This window comes from Pseudomonas sp. P39-UII1 (assembly GCF_039672635.1).
Taxonomy (GTDB): Bacteria; Pseudomonadota; Gammaproteobacteria; order Pseudomonadales; family Pseudomonadaceae; genus Aquipseudomonas.
Genome location: NZ_JBDFPP010000026.1, coordinates 19,066 through 34,068, shown reverse-complemented (window position 1 = coordinate 34,068; position 15,003 = coordinate 19,066). Strand labels below are relative to the sequence as shown.

12 protein-coding genes are annotated in these 15,003 nt (G+C 63.4%); 4 read left to right on the top strand and 8 right to left on the bottom strand.

What is annotated here, in order from left to right; genetic code table 11:
• The first annotated feature begins 102 nt into the window (after positions 1 to 102).
• From ABEH27_RS22665 to ABEH27_RS22655, 3 genes are read left to right on the top strand one after another with little or no spacing between them, the layout of a single operon-like run.
• Positions 103 to 1,020, top strand: a complete 918-nt coding sequence (locus ABEH27_RS22665) for a putative 2-dehydropantoate 2-reductase (RefSeq protein WP_346615708.1) — start codon at positions 103 to 105, stop codon at positions 1,018 to 1,020.
• 37 nt (positions 1,021 to 1,057) lie between these two features.
• Positions 1,058 to 3,088, top strand: a complete 2,031-nt coding sequence (locus tag ABEH27_RS22660) for an ATP-binding protein (protein WP_346615707.1) — start codon at positions 1,058 to 1,060, stop codon at positions 3,086 to 3,088.
• Position 3,089: 1 nt separating this feature from the next.
• Positions 3,090 to 3,656, top strand: a complete 567-nt coding sequence (locus ABEH27_RS22655) for a cob(I)yrinic acid a,c-diamide adenosyltransferase (RefSeq protein WP_346615706.1) — start codon at positions 3,090 to 3,092, stop codon at positions 3,654 to 3,656.
• Positions 3,657 to 3,852: 196 nt separating this feature from the next.
• Here the strand turns inward: ABEH27_RS22655 and ABEH27_RS22650 are convergent, their stop codons facing one another.
• The 4 genes from ABEH27_RS22650 to secA form a co-directional block, all read right to left on the bottom strand.
• Entirely contained in the window at positions 3,853 to 4,797 is a 945-nt protein-coding gene (locus tag ABEH27_RS22650) for a Nudix family hydrolase (RefSeq protein WP_346615705.1), read from the bottom strand.
• Positions 4,794 to 5,426: a glutathione S-transferase gene (locus ABEH27_RS22645; protein WP_346615704.1), complete on the bottom strand. Its 633-nt coding sequence runs from the start codon at positions 5,424 to 5,426 to the stop codon at positions 4,794 to 4,796. The genes ABEH27_RS22650 and ABEH27_RS22645 overlap by 4 nt, the downstream gene beginning before the upstream one ends.
• A gap of 136 nt (positions 5,427 to 5,562) precedes the next feature.
• The gene (gene argJ, locus ABEH27_RS22640; protein ID WP_346615703.1) at positions 5,563 to 6,780 is read right to left on the bottom strand and encodes a bifunctional glutamate N-acetyltransferase/amino-acid acetyltransferase ArgJ; all 1,218 of its coding nucleotides are present in this window, start codon (positions 6,778 to 6,780) and stop codon (positions 5,563 to 5,565) included.
• 178 nt (positions 6,781 to 6,958) lie between these two features.
• Positions 6,959 to 9,694, bottom strand: a complete 2,736-nt coding sequence (gene secA / locus ABEH27_RS22635; protein WP_346615702.1) for a preprotein translocase subunit SecA — start codon at positions 9,692 to 9,694, stop codon at positions 6,959 to 6,961.
• Positions 9,695 to 10,063: 369 nt separating this feature from the next.
• On the opposite strand from secA, the gene ABEH27_RS22630 reads away from it, so the two are divergent.
• Positions 10,064 to 10,519 carry a DciA family protein gene (locus ABEH27_RS22630; protein WP_346615701.1) on the top strand — a complete coding sequence of 152 codons (456 nt, stop codon included), beginning with the start codon at positions 10,064 to 10,066 and terminating at the stop codon, positions 10,517 to 10,519.
• 61 nt (positions 10,520 to 10,580) lie between these two features.
• Here the strand turns inward: ABEH27_RS22630 and lpxC are convergent, their stop codons facing one another.
• The 4 genes from lpxC to ABEH27_RS22610 form a co-directional block, all read right to left on the bottom strand.
• The gene (lpxC, locus tag ABEH27_RS22625) at positions 10,581 to 11,492 is read right to left on the bottom strand and encodes a UDP-3-O-acyl-N-acetylglucosamine deacetylase (protein WP_012312873.1); all 912 of its coding nucleotides are present in this window, start codon (positions 11,490 to 11,492) and stop codon (positions 10,581 to 10,583) included.
• A gap of 112 nt (positions 11,493 to 11,604) precedes the next feature.
• The gene (ftsZ, locus tag ABEH27_RS22620) at positions 11,605 to 12,801 is read right to left on the bottom strand and encodes a cell division protein FtsZ (protein WP_016488958.1); all 1,197 of its coding nucleotides are present in this window, start codon (positions 12,799 to 12,801) and stop codon (positions 11,605 to 11,607) included.
• A 55-nt stretch (positions 12,802 to 12,856) separates the two neighbouring features.
• On the bottom strand, positions 12,857 to 14,119 hold the full coding sequence (gene ftsA, locus ABEH27_RS22615; RefSeq protein ID WP_346615700.1) for a cell division protein FtsA: 1,263 nt from the start codon (positions 14,117 to 14,119) through the stop codon (positions 12,857 to 12,859).
• 14 nt (positions 14,120 to 14,133) lie between these two features.
• A complete protein-coding gene (locus tag ABEH27_RS22610) occupies positions 14,134 to 15,003 on the bottom strand; it encodes a cell division protein FtsQ/DivIB (protein ID WP_346615699.1) in 870 nt (289 codons plus the stop codon).

Below are 15,003 nucleotides of genomic sequence, written 5' to 3'. Positions count from 1 at the left end.
GGTTGTTCTCCATAAAATAAAAGCGCGCTCAGTCTGAAGATGGAGCGCGTCGGGGTTAGAAGGTTAAAATGCGGACTCATTATAACGGGTTGCGAAACGCAGATGAGCAGCACCTGGCATATTCTCGGCGCCGGTAGCCTCGGCAGCCTCTGGGCTTGCCGCCTGGCGCGGGCGGGCAAGGCAGTGCGCCTGATCCTGCGCGACGGGCAGCGTTTGCAGGCCTACCAGCAGGCCGGTGGCCTGACGCTGGTGGAACAGGACCAGCCGACGCATTACGCGATCCCTGCCGAAACTGCCGAGTCCAGCGGGCCCGTGCACCGCCTGCTGGTGGCGTGCAAAGCCTATGACGCGGCGCCGGCAATCGATCGCCTGGCCGCGCGCTTGGCCGATGGCGCCGAAATCGTGCTGCTGCAGAACGGTCTTGGCAGCCAGGATGAGGTCGCAGACCAGGTCCCGCATGCCCGCTGCATCTTCGCCTCGAGCACCGAGGGTGCGTTCCGCGAGGACGATTGGCGGGTGCGCTTTGCCGGCCACGGCTTCAACTGGCTGGGCGACCCCGCCAACCCAGGCATACCCGAATGGTTCGACGACCTGCACGAGGCCGGCATTCCGGCTGAATGGACCGTGGACATCCTCACCCGCCTGTGGCGCAAACTGGCGCTTAATTGCGCGATCAACCCGCTGACCGTGCTGCACGACTGCCACAACGGCGGCTTGCTGGCGCACCTGAGCGAAGTCGACGGCTTGAGCAATGAACTGGCCCAGCTGCTGCAACGCTGCGGCCAGCCGGAGGCTGCGCAAAACCTCGACGAAGAAGTGCAACGGGTGATCCTCGCCACCTCAGCCAACTACTCTTCCATGTACCAGGACGTGCGCGCGGGCCGACGTACCGAGGTTCACTACCTGCTCGGCCATGCCTGCCGCGCCGCAGCCCGCCACGGCATGGTGCTGCCGCAGCTGGAACGCCTGCACCGGCGCCTGGTCGATAACCTGCGTGCGCGTGGTTTGCCCTGCGCCTGACGCGCCCTCTCAACCGGATACGGACATTGCCTAGCCCATGACCTTGCGCCAACGCCTGGAAAACCTCCCGGTCGGGCAGAAGCTGCTGGCGGCCCTGCTGGTGCTGCTGGTGACCATCCTGCTGGTGGCCAACCTCACGTTCATCAGCGCCGCCTACTGGATCACCCAGGAGAGCATGGCGCCGCAAGCCTTGCAGACCATTGGCCGGCTGGTCGCCAACCCGCAACTGGCAGCCCGCGCCGGTGACAATCAGGACACCGCCACGGCGCTGCTCAAGGAACTGGACAGCTACACCCCGCTGCGCGCCGCGGCCGTCTACGGTGGCGATGGCCGCCTGCTGGCCCAGTTGCAGCATGGCGACCCCCTGGCCCTGCCCAAACGGTATCGCAACATCGACGGCTGGCGCCTGATGGAGTTTCGCAGCACCCAGCTGATCCGCATCCCTCGCGATGCCAGCCCGCCAGCCCACCTGCTGCTGGTGGCCAGCAGCGAACTTCCTACAGCCTTCTACACCGGCACGCTCAGTGCCAGCCTGGCGATCCTGGTGTTCAGCATTCTGCTTTGGCTGGTGATCGCCCGGCAGATCAAGCGCCTGATTACCCAGCCGATCAACCAGCTCGAAGAGCTCAGCCGCCAGGTCACCCGCGAAGAAAGCTACGCCATGCGCGCCAAACGCGGCAACGACGACGAAATCGGCAGCCTGGCCGACGCCTTCAACACCATGCTCTCGCGCATCGAGGCGCGCGAGCAGCAGCTCAAGCGCACCCGCGACGAATTTCAGGACGCTTACGACCAGGCCCAGGGCCTGGCCGAGGAAACCCGTCATACCAACCGCAAACTGGAGCTGGAAGTCCAGGTGCGCAGCAAGATCGAGAAAAAGCTCACCGGCTTTCAGAACTACCTCAACAGCATCATCGACTCCATGCCTTCGGCGCTGATCGCCCTCGACGAACAGCTCTACGTAACCCAGTGGAACCACGAAGCCACGGTGCTCTCCGGCACGCCGCTGGACGAGGCGCTCAACCAGCCGATCTTCATCGCCTTCGAACCGCTCAAGCCGTTTTTGCCACAGCTCAAGGAGACCGTGGAGAAACACCGCGTGGCGAAGATCGAACGGGTTACCTGGCCCAAGGACGATGACCTGCGCCATTATGCGCTGACCTTCTACCCGCTGATGGGCGGTGGCGGCCGTGGCGTGGTCATCCGTATCGACGACATTACCCAGCGTCTGTCGCTGGAAGAAATGATGGTGCAATCGGAAAAAATGCTCTCGGTCGGTGGCCTCGCCGCGGGCATGGCACACGAGATCAACAACCCGCTGGGGGCGATCCTGCACAACGTGCAGAACATCCGCCGGCGCCTCTCGCCAGAACTGCCGCGCAATCAGGAGCAGGCAAGCGAACTGGGCATCGACCTGCCCATGGTCAACCGCTACCTGGAAAGCCGCGAGGTGCCGCAGCTGCTGAACGGCATTCAGCAGGCTGGCGCCCGGGCGGCCAAAATCGTCACCCACATGCTCAGCTTCAGCCGCCGCAGCAATCGTCAACTGGCGCCCTGCGACTTGCCAGCGCTGATCGACCAGGCAGTGGAGATCGCCGGCAACGACTTCGACCTGGCCATCGGCTTCGACTTCAAGGGCCAGGCGATCGTCCGTCAGTTCGACCCCAACCTCGGCCCGGTGCCGTGTACCGCCAACGAACTGGAGCAAGTGCTGCTGAACCTGCTGAAGAACGCCGCCCAGGCCATCCACCAGCGGCCGCAAACCAACGAACCCGGGCGCATCACCTTGCGCACCCGGCTCAGCCCGCCCTGGGCGGAAATCCAGGTCGAGGACAATGGCGTCGGCATGCCCGAGGCCGTGCGCAAGCGCACCTTCGAGCCGTTCTTCACCACCAAGGAGATCGGCCAGGGTACTGGCCTTGGGCTGTCGGTTTCGTACTTCATCATCACCAACAACCACAAGGGGCAGATGGAAGTGCAGTCCACGCCCGGCCAGGGCACCTGCTTCACCCTGCGCCTGCCCCTGGGCCTGCCAGCAGCGGCGGCGCCGACCAAAACGGAGGCATGACATGGGCTATCGCCTGTCGAAGATCTACACCCGCACCGGCGACCAAGGCGAAACCGGCCTGGGCGATGGGCGCCGGGTGCCCAAGGACCATCCTCGGATCGAAGCGATCGGCGAGGTGGACAGCCTCAACAGCCAGCTTGGGCTGCTGCTGGCCGGCTTGGCCGAGCAGGGGCTGGACGAGGTCAGCGAGGTTCTGGCGCCCTGCCAGCACCGTTTGTTCGACCTGGGCGGCGAACTGGCGATGCCCAGTTACCAAGCGTTGAACCAGGCCGAAGTGGAGCGGCTGGAGGCCGCCATCGATGTGTGGAACGAAGAGCTGGGGCCGCTGAAAAACTTCATTCTGCCCAGCGGCTCGGCGCTGATCGCCCAAGCCCATGTGTGCCGTAGCCTGGCGCGCAGTGCGGAGCGGCGGTGTCAGCAGTTGAATGCTGTGGAACCGCTGGCAGGCGTAGGGTTGGCGTACATCAACCGCCTTTCGGATCTGCTGTTTGTCGCGGCGCGGATCATCGGGCGGCGGCAGGGGGTTGCCGAGGTGTTATGGCAGGCGGCGGATAAGCCAGCAAGCTGACACCGCGAGTTGCGGCCCCCACAAAGTCACCAATGCCCGCGCGGCCGGCGCAGTCCCTGTGGGAGCCGGCTTGCCGGCGAAAGGGCCGCGAAGCGGCCCCCCACAAAGTCATCCAATGCCCGTGCGGCCGGCGCAGTCCCTGTGGGAGCCGGCTTGCCGGCGAAAGGGCCGCGAAGCGGCCCCTCGACCAGGCCACTCAAGCCTCAGGCCAGAACGCCCGAATCCCGGCAACACCTTGCGCGCCAGCTTCCCACGCCCGCTCACGCTCGCCCGGCCCGACCCCACCGAGCAAGAACACCGGGTGGCTGAACCCTGCAATCAACCGCTGCGCCTCCTCCCAGCCCAGCGGCACCGCCTCAGGGTGTGTCTGGGTCGCCTGCACCGGCGACAGGGTGACGAAATCAACGCCCATCTGCTCCGCCAGCGCCAGCTCCTCGGCCGTGTGGCAGGACGCTGCCAGCCACCGCTCCTTGGGGAATGGCCGGCCCTTGGCGGCGTACTTGCGCAGCTGCGCTGCAGTCAGGTGCCAACCGGCAGACGGGAAGTCGCCCAGCCACTCCAGCGGCCCTTTGAGCATCAGCTGTGCCTTGCCGCCACACAGCCCCACTGCATCCACCGCCACGTCCCGGTACTTGGGGTCGTACATGTCCGGCGCGCGCAGTTGGATCAAGCGGGTACCATTGGCCACAGCCCTCTGGATGCCCTTGAGCATCTGGGGCACTTCCAGGCCGTCCGGGGTAATCAGGTACTGGTCCGGCAGGCGCGCGGCGGCCACGATCGGCTTGTTGGCCTCGGGGAAGTCGTAATCCGCAAGCTCCCGTGGCGTAACCCAGGCCAGCGGCTGGCCCTCAGCACCATGGGGTTCGCCCGTAAACGCCTGAACCTCGCGGACATCTAGCAATACCTGCTTGTCAGGGTAATCGTGGCTGACCTTGATCAGCGCCCGCGAACGGGTCACTTCGATACCAAGCTCTTCGCGAAGCTCGCGGGCCAGCGCCGTTTCAACGCTTTCGCCCTCCTCCACCTTGCCGCCGGGAAACTCCCAGAGGCCGCCCTGGTGCTGGCCATCGGCGCGCCGGGCAATGAGAATGCGGCCATCGTTACCGCGAATGACCGCTGCTGCTACATGAATCCGTTTCACCCTTCACGCTCCGCCAGGCCAGCTTGTTGCCAGGCCTTGAAGGCTGGCCACTGGTAAATAGTCTCGATGTAAGCGGCTGCCTGCGCGGGCACTTCTACGCGGTAGCTGCGCAAGCGCACGGCCACCGGGGCGAAGAAGGCATCGGCCAGGGTCGCTTTGCCGAACAGGAACGGCCCGCTGTCCTTGGACACCAGACGGCATTCGGACCACAGCGCGACGATTCGGTCGATGTCCACCTGCACGTCCAGCGGAACATTCTCCAGCCCCTCATCCCGCGACAGGTCGAACGGCATGGCCCCACGCAGGGCGAAGAAGCCGCTGTGCATCTGTGCGCAGGCCGAGCGGGCCTGGGCACGTGCGGCCACGTCGGCCGGCCACAGCTGGGCCTCGGGGTGGCATTCGTTGAGGTATTCGGCGATGGCCAAAGAGTCGGCGATCACGCCGTGCTCGGTCTTGAGCAGCGGCACCTTGCCGGTAGAGGAGAATGCCAGGATGCGCCGACGGGTGTCGGGCTGGTTGAGTTTGATCAGGGTTTCTTCGTAGGGCACACCGGCCAGTTCAAGGGCCAGGGCGGCGCGTAGCGACCACGAAGAATACAGCTTGTCGCCGATGATCAGGTGATAGCTCATGGGTCGGCTCCATTGTTCGGAATTATGGGGCTGCTGCGCAGCCCTTTCGCGACACTAGGCCGCTCCTGCAGAAAAGCGCAGACCGATGCAGGAGCGGCCTTGTGTCGCGATGGGCCGCGAAGCGGCCCCTGTTGCATCAGGTACGGTATTCGGCGTTGATCTTCACGTACTCGTGGGACAGGTCGGTGGTCCAGATGGTTTCGCTGCACTGGCCACGGCCCAGCTCGATACGGATGGTGATTTCTTCCTGGGCCATCACTGCCGAACCCTGCGCCTCGGTGTAGCTCGGGCTGCGGCCGCCTTGGCTGGCGATGCAAACGTTGTCGAGGTACACGTCGATCAGGCTGACATCCAGTTCCGGCACACCGGCACGGCCCACAGCGGCCAGGATACGGCCCCAGTTCGGGTCGGAGGCGAACAGCGCGGTCTTGATCAGCGGCGAATGGGCAACGGCGTAACCGACGTCCAGGCACTCTTGATGGTTACCACCGCCGTTGACCTGCACGGTAACGAACTTGGTGGCGCCTTCGCCGTCACGGACGATGGCCTGGGCCACTTCCATGCACACTTCGAACACAGCCTTTTTCAGCGCTTCGAACAGCGCCCCGCTGGCTTCGGTGACTTCCGGCAGGTTGGCCTTGCCGGTGGCGATGAGCATGCAGCAGTCGTTGGTCGAGGTGTCGCCATCGATGGTGATGCGGTTGAACGACTTGTTGGCACCGTCGAGCATCAGGTCCTTGAGCACCTTGGGGGCGACCTTGGCGTCGGTGGCGATGTAGCCGAGCATGGTGGCCATGTTCGGGCGGATCATGCCGGCGCCTTTGCTGATACCGGTCACGGTGACGGTCACGCCCTCGTGCTGGAACTGGCGGCTGGCCCCCTTGGGCAGGGTGTCGGTGGTCATGATGCCAGTGGCGGCTTCGGCCCAGTTGTTTTCCGACAGGTTATCCAGTGCGGCCTGCAGGGCGCCTTCGATCTTCTCGACCGGCAGCGGTTCGCCGATTACACCGGTGGAGAACGGCAACACCGCTTCGGCGGGTACGCCGGTCAGCTCTGCCAGCTTGGCGCAGGTACGCTCGGCAGCGGCCAGGCCCGGTGCGCCGGTACCGGCGTTGGCATTGCCGGTGTTGGTCAGCAGGTAGCGCACGGTGCCCTGAACGCGCTGCTTGGAGAGGATCACCGGCGCTGCACAGAAGGCGTTGAGGGTGAACACGCCAGCCACGCTGGAACCTTCGGCGCAGCGCATGACCACTACATCCTTGCGCCCTGGGCGCTTGATGCCGGCAGACGCGATGCCGAGTTCAAAACCCGGAACCGGGTGCAGGGTGGGCAAAGGACCAAGACCAACAGCCATTAGAGCGCTCCTAGAAAAACGGTGAAATGATGATGGAAGAGCGGGGCCGCTTCGCGCCCCATTCGCGGCACAAGGCCGCTCCCACAAGAACGCACGCGGTCCCTGTGGGAGCGGCCTTGGGCCGCGAATGGGGCGCACAGCGGCCCCGGTTTTGTCACGTTACTGCGAGAGGTTCAGATCACTCGATCTGCCCATGGCAATGCTTGAACTTCTTGCCCGAACCACACCAGCACGGCTCGTTGCGGCCCAGCTTCTGGTCGTTGCGCACCGGGGCAGCTGCCACGGCCACTTCAGCACCCTCTTCGCTCAGCTGCTCGCTCTCCAGGCCTGGCGCCGGGGCATGCTGGAACTGCATGCGGCTGGCCAGTTCTTCGGCTTCGCGGCGCAGGCGGGCTTCTTCTTCGATCGGGTCTTCGCGGCGCACTTGAACGTGCGACAGCACGCGGATGGTGTCGCGCTTGATCGACTCGAGCAGCTCCTGGAACAGGCTGAAGGATTCGCGCTTGTACTCCTGCTTCGGGTTCTTCTGCGCATAGCCACGCAGGTGAATACCGTGGCGCAGGTGGTCCATGGTCGACAGGTGGTCTTTCCACAGGTCGTCCAGCACGCGCAGCAAAATCTGCTTCTCGAAGGTGCGCAGGGCGTCGATGCCGGCCTGGTCTTCCTTCTCGGTGTAGGCGGTAGTGATTTCTTTCAGCAGCTTCTCGCGCAGGGTCTCTTCGTAGAGGTGATCATCCTCGTCGAGCCACTGCTGGATCGGCAGCTTCATGGCGAAGTCGCTGGACAGCGCAGCTTCCAGGCCGGCCACGTCCCACTGCTCAGGCAGCGACTGCGGCGGAATGTGCTGGCTGATGGTGGCGTCGAGCACTTCCTTGCGGAACTCCTCGATGGTATCGCCGATGTTCTCGGCCGCCAGCAGGCTGTTGCGCATGTGGTAGATCACCTTGCGCTGTTCGTTGGCCACGTCATCGTATTCGAGCAGCTGCTTGCGAATGTCGAAGTTGCGGCCTTCAACCTTGCGCTGCGCCTTTTCGATGGCATTGGTGACCATGCGGTGCTCGATGGCCTCGCCAGACTGCATGCCCAGCGCCTTCATGAAGTTCTTCACCCGGTCGGAGGCGAAGATGCGCATCAGGCTGTCTTCCAACGACAGGTAGAAGCGGCTGGAGCCTGGGTCGCCCTGGCGACCGGAACGGCCACGCAGCTGGTTGTCGATACGGCGCGATTCGTGGCGCTCGGAGGCGATCACGTGCAGGCCACCCGACTCGATCACCTGCTGGTGACGCTTCTGCCAGTCAGCCTTGATCTGCGCGATCTGCTCGGCGCTCGGGTTGTCCAGGGCAGCCACTTCGGCTTCCCAGTTGCCGCCCAACAGGATGTCGGTACCACGGCCGGCCATGTTGGTGGCGATGGTCAGCGCACCCGGGGCACCGGCCTGGGCAATGATCTCGGCTTCTTTCTCGTGGTACTTGGCGTTCAGTACCTTGTGCTCGATACCCTCTTTCTGCAGCAGGGCCGACATGTGCTCGGAGGTTTCGATGGTCGCGGTACCCACCAGAACCGGGCGACCGAGAACCATGCTTTCTTTGATGTCGGCAATGATCGCAGCGTATTTCTCGTCGGCGGTCAGGTACACCAGGTCGTTGAAGTCCTTACGCGCCAGCGGCTTGTTCGGCGGGATGACCATCACGTTGAGGCCATAGATCGACTGGAACTCGAACGCTTCGGTGTCGGCGGTACCGGTCATGCCGGACAGCTTGGTGTACAGACGGAAGTAGTTCTGGAAGGTGGTCGACGCCAGGGTCTGGCTCTCGGCCTGGATGTTCAGGTTCTCTTTCGCCTCAATGGCCTGGTGCAGGCCTTCGGACAAGCGGCGGCCCGGCATGGTACGGCCGGTGTGTTCGTCGATCAGCAGAACCTGGCCGTCCTGGACGATGTACTCGACGTTGCGGTGGAACAGCTTGTGCGCACGCAGGCCAGCGTAAACGTGGGTCAGCAGGCCCAGGTTGTGCGCCGAGTAGAGGCTCTCGCCCTCGGCCAGCAGCCCGGCCTGGGTGAGCATCTCTTCGATGAACTGGTGACCGGCTTCGTTGAGCTCGACCTGGCGGCTCTTCTCGTCGATGGTGAAGTGGCCTTCCTGGGTGACCTGGCCTTCGACTTCTTCGATGTGCTGGGTCAGGCGCGGGATCAGGCGGTTGATCTCGATGTACAGCTTGGAGCTGTCCTCGGCCTGGCCGGAGATGATCAGCGGGGTACGCGCTTCGTCGATGAGGATCGAGTCGACTTCGTCGATGACCGAGAAGTTGAGTTCACGCTGGAACTTCTCTTCCTGGCTGAACGCCATGTTGTCGCGCAGGTAGTCGAAACCGAACTCGTTGTTGGTGCCGTAGGTGATGTCGGACGCATACGCAGCGCGCTTTTCTTCAGGCGGCTGGAACGCCGAGACGATGCCCACGGACAGACCGAGGAATTCGTACAGCGGGCGCATCCAGTTGGCGTCACGGCGGGCCAGGTAATCGTTGACGGTAACCACGTGCACGCCTTTGCCGGACAAGGCATTGAGGTAGACGGCCAGGGTACCGACCAAGGTCTTGCCTTCACCGGTGCGCATTTCTGCGATCATACCCTCGTGCAGGGTCATACCGCCGATCAGCTGCACGTCGAAGTGGCGCATGCCCATCACGCGCTTGCCGGCCTCACGGGCCACGGCGAAGGCTTCAGGCAGCAGTTGGTCCAGTGTCTCGCCTTTGGCCAGGCGCTCCTTGAACTCTGCGGTCTTGGCGCGCAGTTGCTCATCGGAGAGGGCGACCATTTTCTCTTCGAAGGCATTGACGATACTTACCGTCTTGAGCATGCGTTTGACTTCACGCTCATTCTTGCTTCCAAAAAGTTTCTTTAACAAAGGCGCAAACATATCGGCAGGATCTTCCACACGTAGGGATGGAGGGCGGCCCCATGAGTCGCCCGTGCAGCCCTGAGGCCGCATGCGAACGAGCATTCTACCCGGAAACGATGGTGAGGAAAGTGGTGGTTTACCACGATGCTGGCACAGCGCTCAGGCGGGGCTTTTCTAAGATAGGGGCATTTTCCCTGAGTTCAACCCGATGCATGATGAAACGTATCGAGAATGGCTCGTATCCTTCAGCGTCTGTCCTGGCCCTATCGCCGGCAAGTCGGCTGCCACAGGAATAGCCGCAGGCCTCAGGCCCTGCTTTGCGGCGATTAGGCCGGCACAGGCGACAGAGATGTTAGACTGCCGATCTTGTAACTTCATACGTACCCCATGGCCTACAAACCCTCCCCCGCCCAGCCGCCCTCCGCGCTGTTGCGCCAGGTGCGCCCGCTGCGCTTGCTGCTGAACCAGGCCGAGCGCCTGGAACATCTGCAACGCCTGCTGGAAAGCCAGCTGCAGCCTGCTGCGCGTGAGCATTGCCATGTGGCGTCGTGGCGCGACGGCACGCTGTTGCTGGTGGTTACCGACGGGCACTGGGCCACACGCCTGCGCTACCAGCAGAAGCGCCTGATGCGCCAGCTTCAGGCACTGGAGGCATTCGGCAACCTGCAGCGCATCCTGTACAAGGTGCAGCCCCCGCTGGTGCCGGCCAGGCGCGGCGGCAACAGCACCGAGCTGTCACACAGTGCCGCCGAGAGCATTCGTGATACCGCCGAAGGCATCAGCGACCCCAGGCTGCGCGAGGCACTGGAGCGCCTGGCCAGCCACGCCAAGGGTAAAAGCTGAAGCCGAGATATAAAAAAGGCCACCCGAAGGTGGCCTTAATCACTAGAGAGAGTGTTCGAACTTACACGGCTGCAACAGGGCGCATATAAGAGATCGGTGCCGTACTGGCATCTTCGAAGGTGACCACTTCCCAGGCATCGGTTTCGGCAATGAGCTTGCGCAGCAGCTGGTTGTTCAGCGCGTGCCCGGACTTGTAGCCCTTGAACTCGCCGATCAGGCTGTTGCCCAGCAGATACAGGTCGCCGATGGCGTCGAGGATCTTGTGCTTGACGAATTCGTCTTCGGAACGAAGGCCGTCTTCGTTAAGTACGCCGGTCTCATCGACAACAATGGCGTTTTCTACACTGCCGCCCAGCGCAAGGTTGTGCTTGCGCAGGTACTCGATGTCACGCATGAAACCGAAGGTACGGGCGCGGCTGACTTCCTTCACGAACGAGGTGCTGGAGAAGTCGACGACTGCGCTCTGGGTCTGGCCCTTGAGGACCGGGTGATCGAAGTCGATCTCGAAGCTCACCTTGAAGCCTTCGAAAGGCAGGAAAGTGGCGCGCTTGTCGCCCTCTTCCACTGTTACTTCACGCAGGATACGGATGAACTTCTTGGCTGCGTCCTGTTCTTCCAGGCCAGCAGACTGAATCAGGAATACGAAGGGACCGGCGCTGCCATCCATGATCGGAACTTCCGAGGCGGAGAGCTCGACGTAGGCGTTATCGATGCCCAGACCCGCCATGGCGGAGAGCAGGTGCTCGACGGTATCGACCTTGACGTCACCGTTGACCAGCGTGGTGGACATGGTGGTCTCACCGACGTTGGCCGCACGTGCCGGGATCTCGACCACAGGGTCGAGGTCGGCGCGACGGAAGACGATGCCGGTGTCGACAGGCGCAGGCTTGAGGGTCAGGTAGACCTTCTCCCCGGAGTGCAGGCCGACGCCTGTGGCACGGATGGTATTCTTCAGGGTGCGTTGTCTAATCATGGCATTGGCCGCTTCATCGCAAATTGCGAACAGGTATCAACAAAGGCTGGGGATAATAACAGACCCGGCCTTTGCTGAACACCAACCACCCTTATACCCCTGATAAATTCCATTAATCAGCCTGACGGCGCAGGAAGGCTGGGATATCCAGGTAATCCAGGTCATCCTGTGGGTTGAGTTTAGCTGCCGCAGCGGCACCTGCATGGGCCTGGTTGCGCATGACGGTCGGGCGCTCCAGGTCACGGTAGTTGACCGCAGGCTGCTCCTGGCGAACCGGGGCCGGGTTGGAAGCCTCGTATGCCTGCTGAGCGGTCTGCAGGGTGTTGTCGACGACCTTGACCGGCTTCTCGATGCGCGCGCCCAGGCCAGTGGCAACCACGGTCACGTGCAATTCGTCACGCATGTCCGGGTCGATCACGGTGCCCACCTTGACCATCGCGTGGTCGGAGGCGAAGGCTTCGATGATGCTACCCACGTCGGAGTACTCACCCAGCGACAGGTCTGGACCTGCGGTGATGTTCACCAGGATGCCGCGGGCGCCCTGCAGGTTGACGTCTTCCAGCAACGGGTTGCGGATCGCCGCTTCGGTGGCTTCGCGTGCACGGTTCGGGCCACTTGCGCAACCGGTACCCATCATCGCCATGCCCATTTCGCCCATCACGGTGCGCACGTCGGCAAAGTCGACGTTGATCATGCCCGGGCGCTTGATGATGTCGGAGATACCGCGAACGGCACCGGCCAGTACATCGTCGGCCTTGGCAAAGGCGGACAGCAGGCTGGCATCCTTGCCCAGGATGGTCAGCAGCTTCTCGTTGGGGATGGTGATCAGCGAGTCGACGCTCTCGGCCAGCATGCGGATGCCTTCATCGGCGATCTGCATACGTTTGCGACCTTCGAACGGGAACGGACGGGTCACCACGGCTACGGTGAGGATGCCCATTTCCTTCGCCACTTCGGCGATGATCGGCGCCGCACCGGTACCGGTACCGCCACCCATGCCGGTGGTGATGAACACCATGTTGGTGCCCTGCAGCACCTCGGCGATGCGCTCACGGTCTTCCAGCGCGGCCTGACGGCCGACTTCCGGGTTGGCACCGGCACCCAGACCTTTGGTCACGCCGGTACCCAGTTGCAGGATGGTGCGTGCGCCAATACTTTTCAGCGCCTGGGCATCGGTGTTGGCGCAGATGAATTCGACGCCTTCGATGCTGCTCTTCACCATGTGGTTGACGGCGTTGCCGCCGCCACCGCCGACGCCGATCACTTTGATGACCGGGCTTTGCGGGACGTTGTCTACGAGCTCGAACATTTTCCCTCTCCTTACAGTTCTCTAGTTGTCGCGCCTACCACTACTGCTTTGAAACTTAGAAGTTGCCCTGGACCCACTTCTTGAAGCGCTCAAGTACTGGGGCCTTCGGTTCATCGCCATAGCTGTTGTTGCTGCTGTTGCTGTTACCGGTCAGGATCAGGTCCTCGGACTGCTTCAGCAGGCCGTAAGTGAGCAAGCCCACACCGGTGGAATAGATCGGGTTGCGCACCACGTCGCTCAGCCCCCGAACGCTGTGCGGTACGCCCAGGCGTACCGGCATGTGGAAGATTTCTTCGGCCAGTTCGACGGCGCCTTCCATCTTCGCGGTGCCGCCGGTGAGGACGATGCCGGCTGGCACCAGGTCCTCGTAACCGCTGCGGCGCAGCTCGGCCTGGATCAGGGTGAAGAGCTCGTCGTAACGCGGCTCTACCACTTCGGCCAGGGCCTGGCGCGACAGCTCGCGCGGTGGACGGTCGCCCACGCTCGGCACCTTGATGGTCTCGCCGGCGCCGGCCAGCTTGGCCAGGGCGCAGGCGTAGCGAATCTTGATTTCCTCGGCGTACTGGGTCGGTGTACGCAGGGCCATGGCGATGTCGTTGGTCACCTGGTCGCCGGCAATCGGGATCACCGCGGTGTGCCGGATTGCGCCTTCGGTGAAGATGGCGATGTCGGTGGTGCCGCCGCCGATGTCCACCAGGCACACGCCAAGTTCTTTTTCATCGTCGGTCAGCACCGAGTAGGCCGAAGCCAGCTGCTCGAGGATGATGTCGTCGATTTCCAGGCCGCAGCGGCGTACGCACTTCTCGATGTTCTGCGCCGCGTTGACCGCGCAGGTGACCACGTGAACCTTGGCTTCCAGGCGCACGCCAGACATGCCCAGCGGCTCGCGCACGCCTTCCTGGTTATCGATCACGTAGTCCTGGGGCAAGGTGTGCAGCACGCGCTGGTCAGCCGGAATGGCCACCGCCTGGGCGGCGTCGAGCACACGCTCGAGGTCGGCGACGCTGACCTCGCGGTCGCGGATCGCGACGATGCCGTGGGAGTTCAGGCTGCGGATGTGGTTGCCCGCTACACCGACGAAGGCCGAGTGGATGCGGCAGCCTGCCATCAGCTGCGCTTCTTCCACTGCGCGCTGGATCGACTGCACGGTCGACTCGATGTTCACCACCACGCCCTTCTTCAGGCCGCGGGACGGATGGGTGCCGATACCCACGATCTCGAGGGTGCCGTCTTCGCCCACTTCACCCACCAGCGCCACCACCTTGGAGGTGCCAATGTCCAGCCCGACGATCATTTTGCCGCTATGCGCGTTTGCCATGGTCCTGCCTCTCTCTAATTCTTCGCAACGGCGGGTTGGGCCGTCGTCGGTGCGTTCGGTTCCCGCCAACCAACGGCAAGTCCGTTGGAATAACGCAGATCAATGCGGGCGATGTTGGTGATCTGCTCTTTGAGTGTCTTGTCGTAAATGGCAATGAAACGGCGCATCTTCTCCACCAGATGGTCGCGCCCCAACAGCAGCTCGATGCCTGGGCCGGCGCTGCTTGCACCGGTGGTCAGGAACCAACTGCCCCGCTCGCGCAGCTCCAGGCGAGCGATGGAAAAGCCCAAGGGGCGCAGCATCTGGCTCAGTACCTGATACTGCTGCATGACTTGTTGCTGGGCACGCTGCGGCCCGGCCAGCTGCGGCAGGTGCTCGTAGTTGGCCAGCTCGCGCGGGGTAAAGGCCTGGCCCTGGTTGTTGAGCAAAGCCTCGTCACCCCAGCGTGCCACCGGCAGCTGTTCTTCAAGGCGGATCACCACTTCGTCCGGCCACACCCGACGCACCTCGGCGTGGGCGATCCACGGCATCTGCTCAAGCTCCACACGCATGGCAGCAAGGTCGACACTGAAGAAGCTCGCCGCCACGTAGGGCGCGATCCGCTGCTGCACCGACTGCTGGCTGATGTAGCTGAGGTCGCCCTGCACGTCGATCTTGGTGATCGGCCGGTCGGCATAGGGCATCAGGCGAACGGCGCCCTCGTAGGCGCCAAAGCCTGCGGCCACCAGCAATACCGGCCACAGCAGGCGCTTGAGGCCACCCAGGCTCGGCCGCGGCAGGCGCGACGATACGGGCTCGTCGGCCACCAGTCGGCTGGCACCACGCGGCACCGGCTTGCTACGGCCGGTAACGGGTTGCTGCTGACGTATCATCGCGCCTTGCAT

Bases quoted from the DNA above. Each gene is read 5' to 3' on its own strand.
- secA (WP_346615702.1), bottom strand. From the start codon at position 9,694: ATGTTTGCGCCTTTGTTAAAGAAACTTTTTGGAAGCAAGAATGAGCGT.
- ABEH27_RS22630 (WP_346615701.1), top strand. From the start codon at position 10,064: ATGGCCTACAAACCCTCCCCCGCCCAGCCGCCCTCCGCGCTGTTGCGC.
- ABEH27_RS22665 (WP_346615708.1), top strand. From the start codon at position 103: ATGAGCAGCACCTGGCATATTCTCGGCGCCGGTAGCCTCGGCAGCCTC.
- ABEH27_RS22610 (WP_346615699.1), bottom strand. From the start codon at position 15,003: ATGCAAGGCGCGATGATACGTCAGCAGCAACCCGTTACCGGCCGTAGC.
- ABEH27_RS22655 (WP_346615706.1), top strand. From the start codon at position 3,090: ATGGGCTATCGCCTGTCGAAGATCTACACCCGCACCGGCGACCAAGGC.
- ABEH27_RS22645 (WP_346615704.1), bottom strand. From the start codon at position 5,426: ATGAGCTATCACCTGATCATCGGCGACAAGCTGTATTCTTCGTGGTCG.
- argJ (WP_346615703.1), bottom strand. From the start codon at position 6,780: ATGGCTGTTGGTCTTGGTCCTTTGCCCACCCTGCACCCGGTTCCGGGT.
- ABEH27_RS22660 (WP_346615707.1), top strand. From the start codon at position 1,058: ATGACCTTGCGCCAACGCCTGGAAAACCTCCCGGTCGGGCAGAAGCTG.
- ftsZ (WP_016488958.1), bottom strand. From the start codon at position 12,801: ATGTTCGAGCTCGTAGACAACGTCCCGCAAAGCCCGGTCATCAAAGTG.
- ftsA (WP_346615700.1), bottom strand. From the start codon at position 14,119: ATGGCAAACGCGCATAGCGGCAAAATGATCGTCGGGCTGGACATTGGC.
- lpxC (WP_012312873.1), bottom strand. From the start codon at position 11,492: ATGATTAGACAACGCACCCTGAAGAATACCATCCGTGCCACAGGCGTC.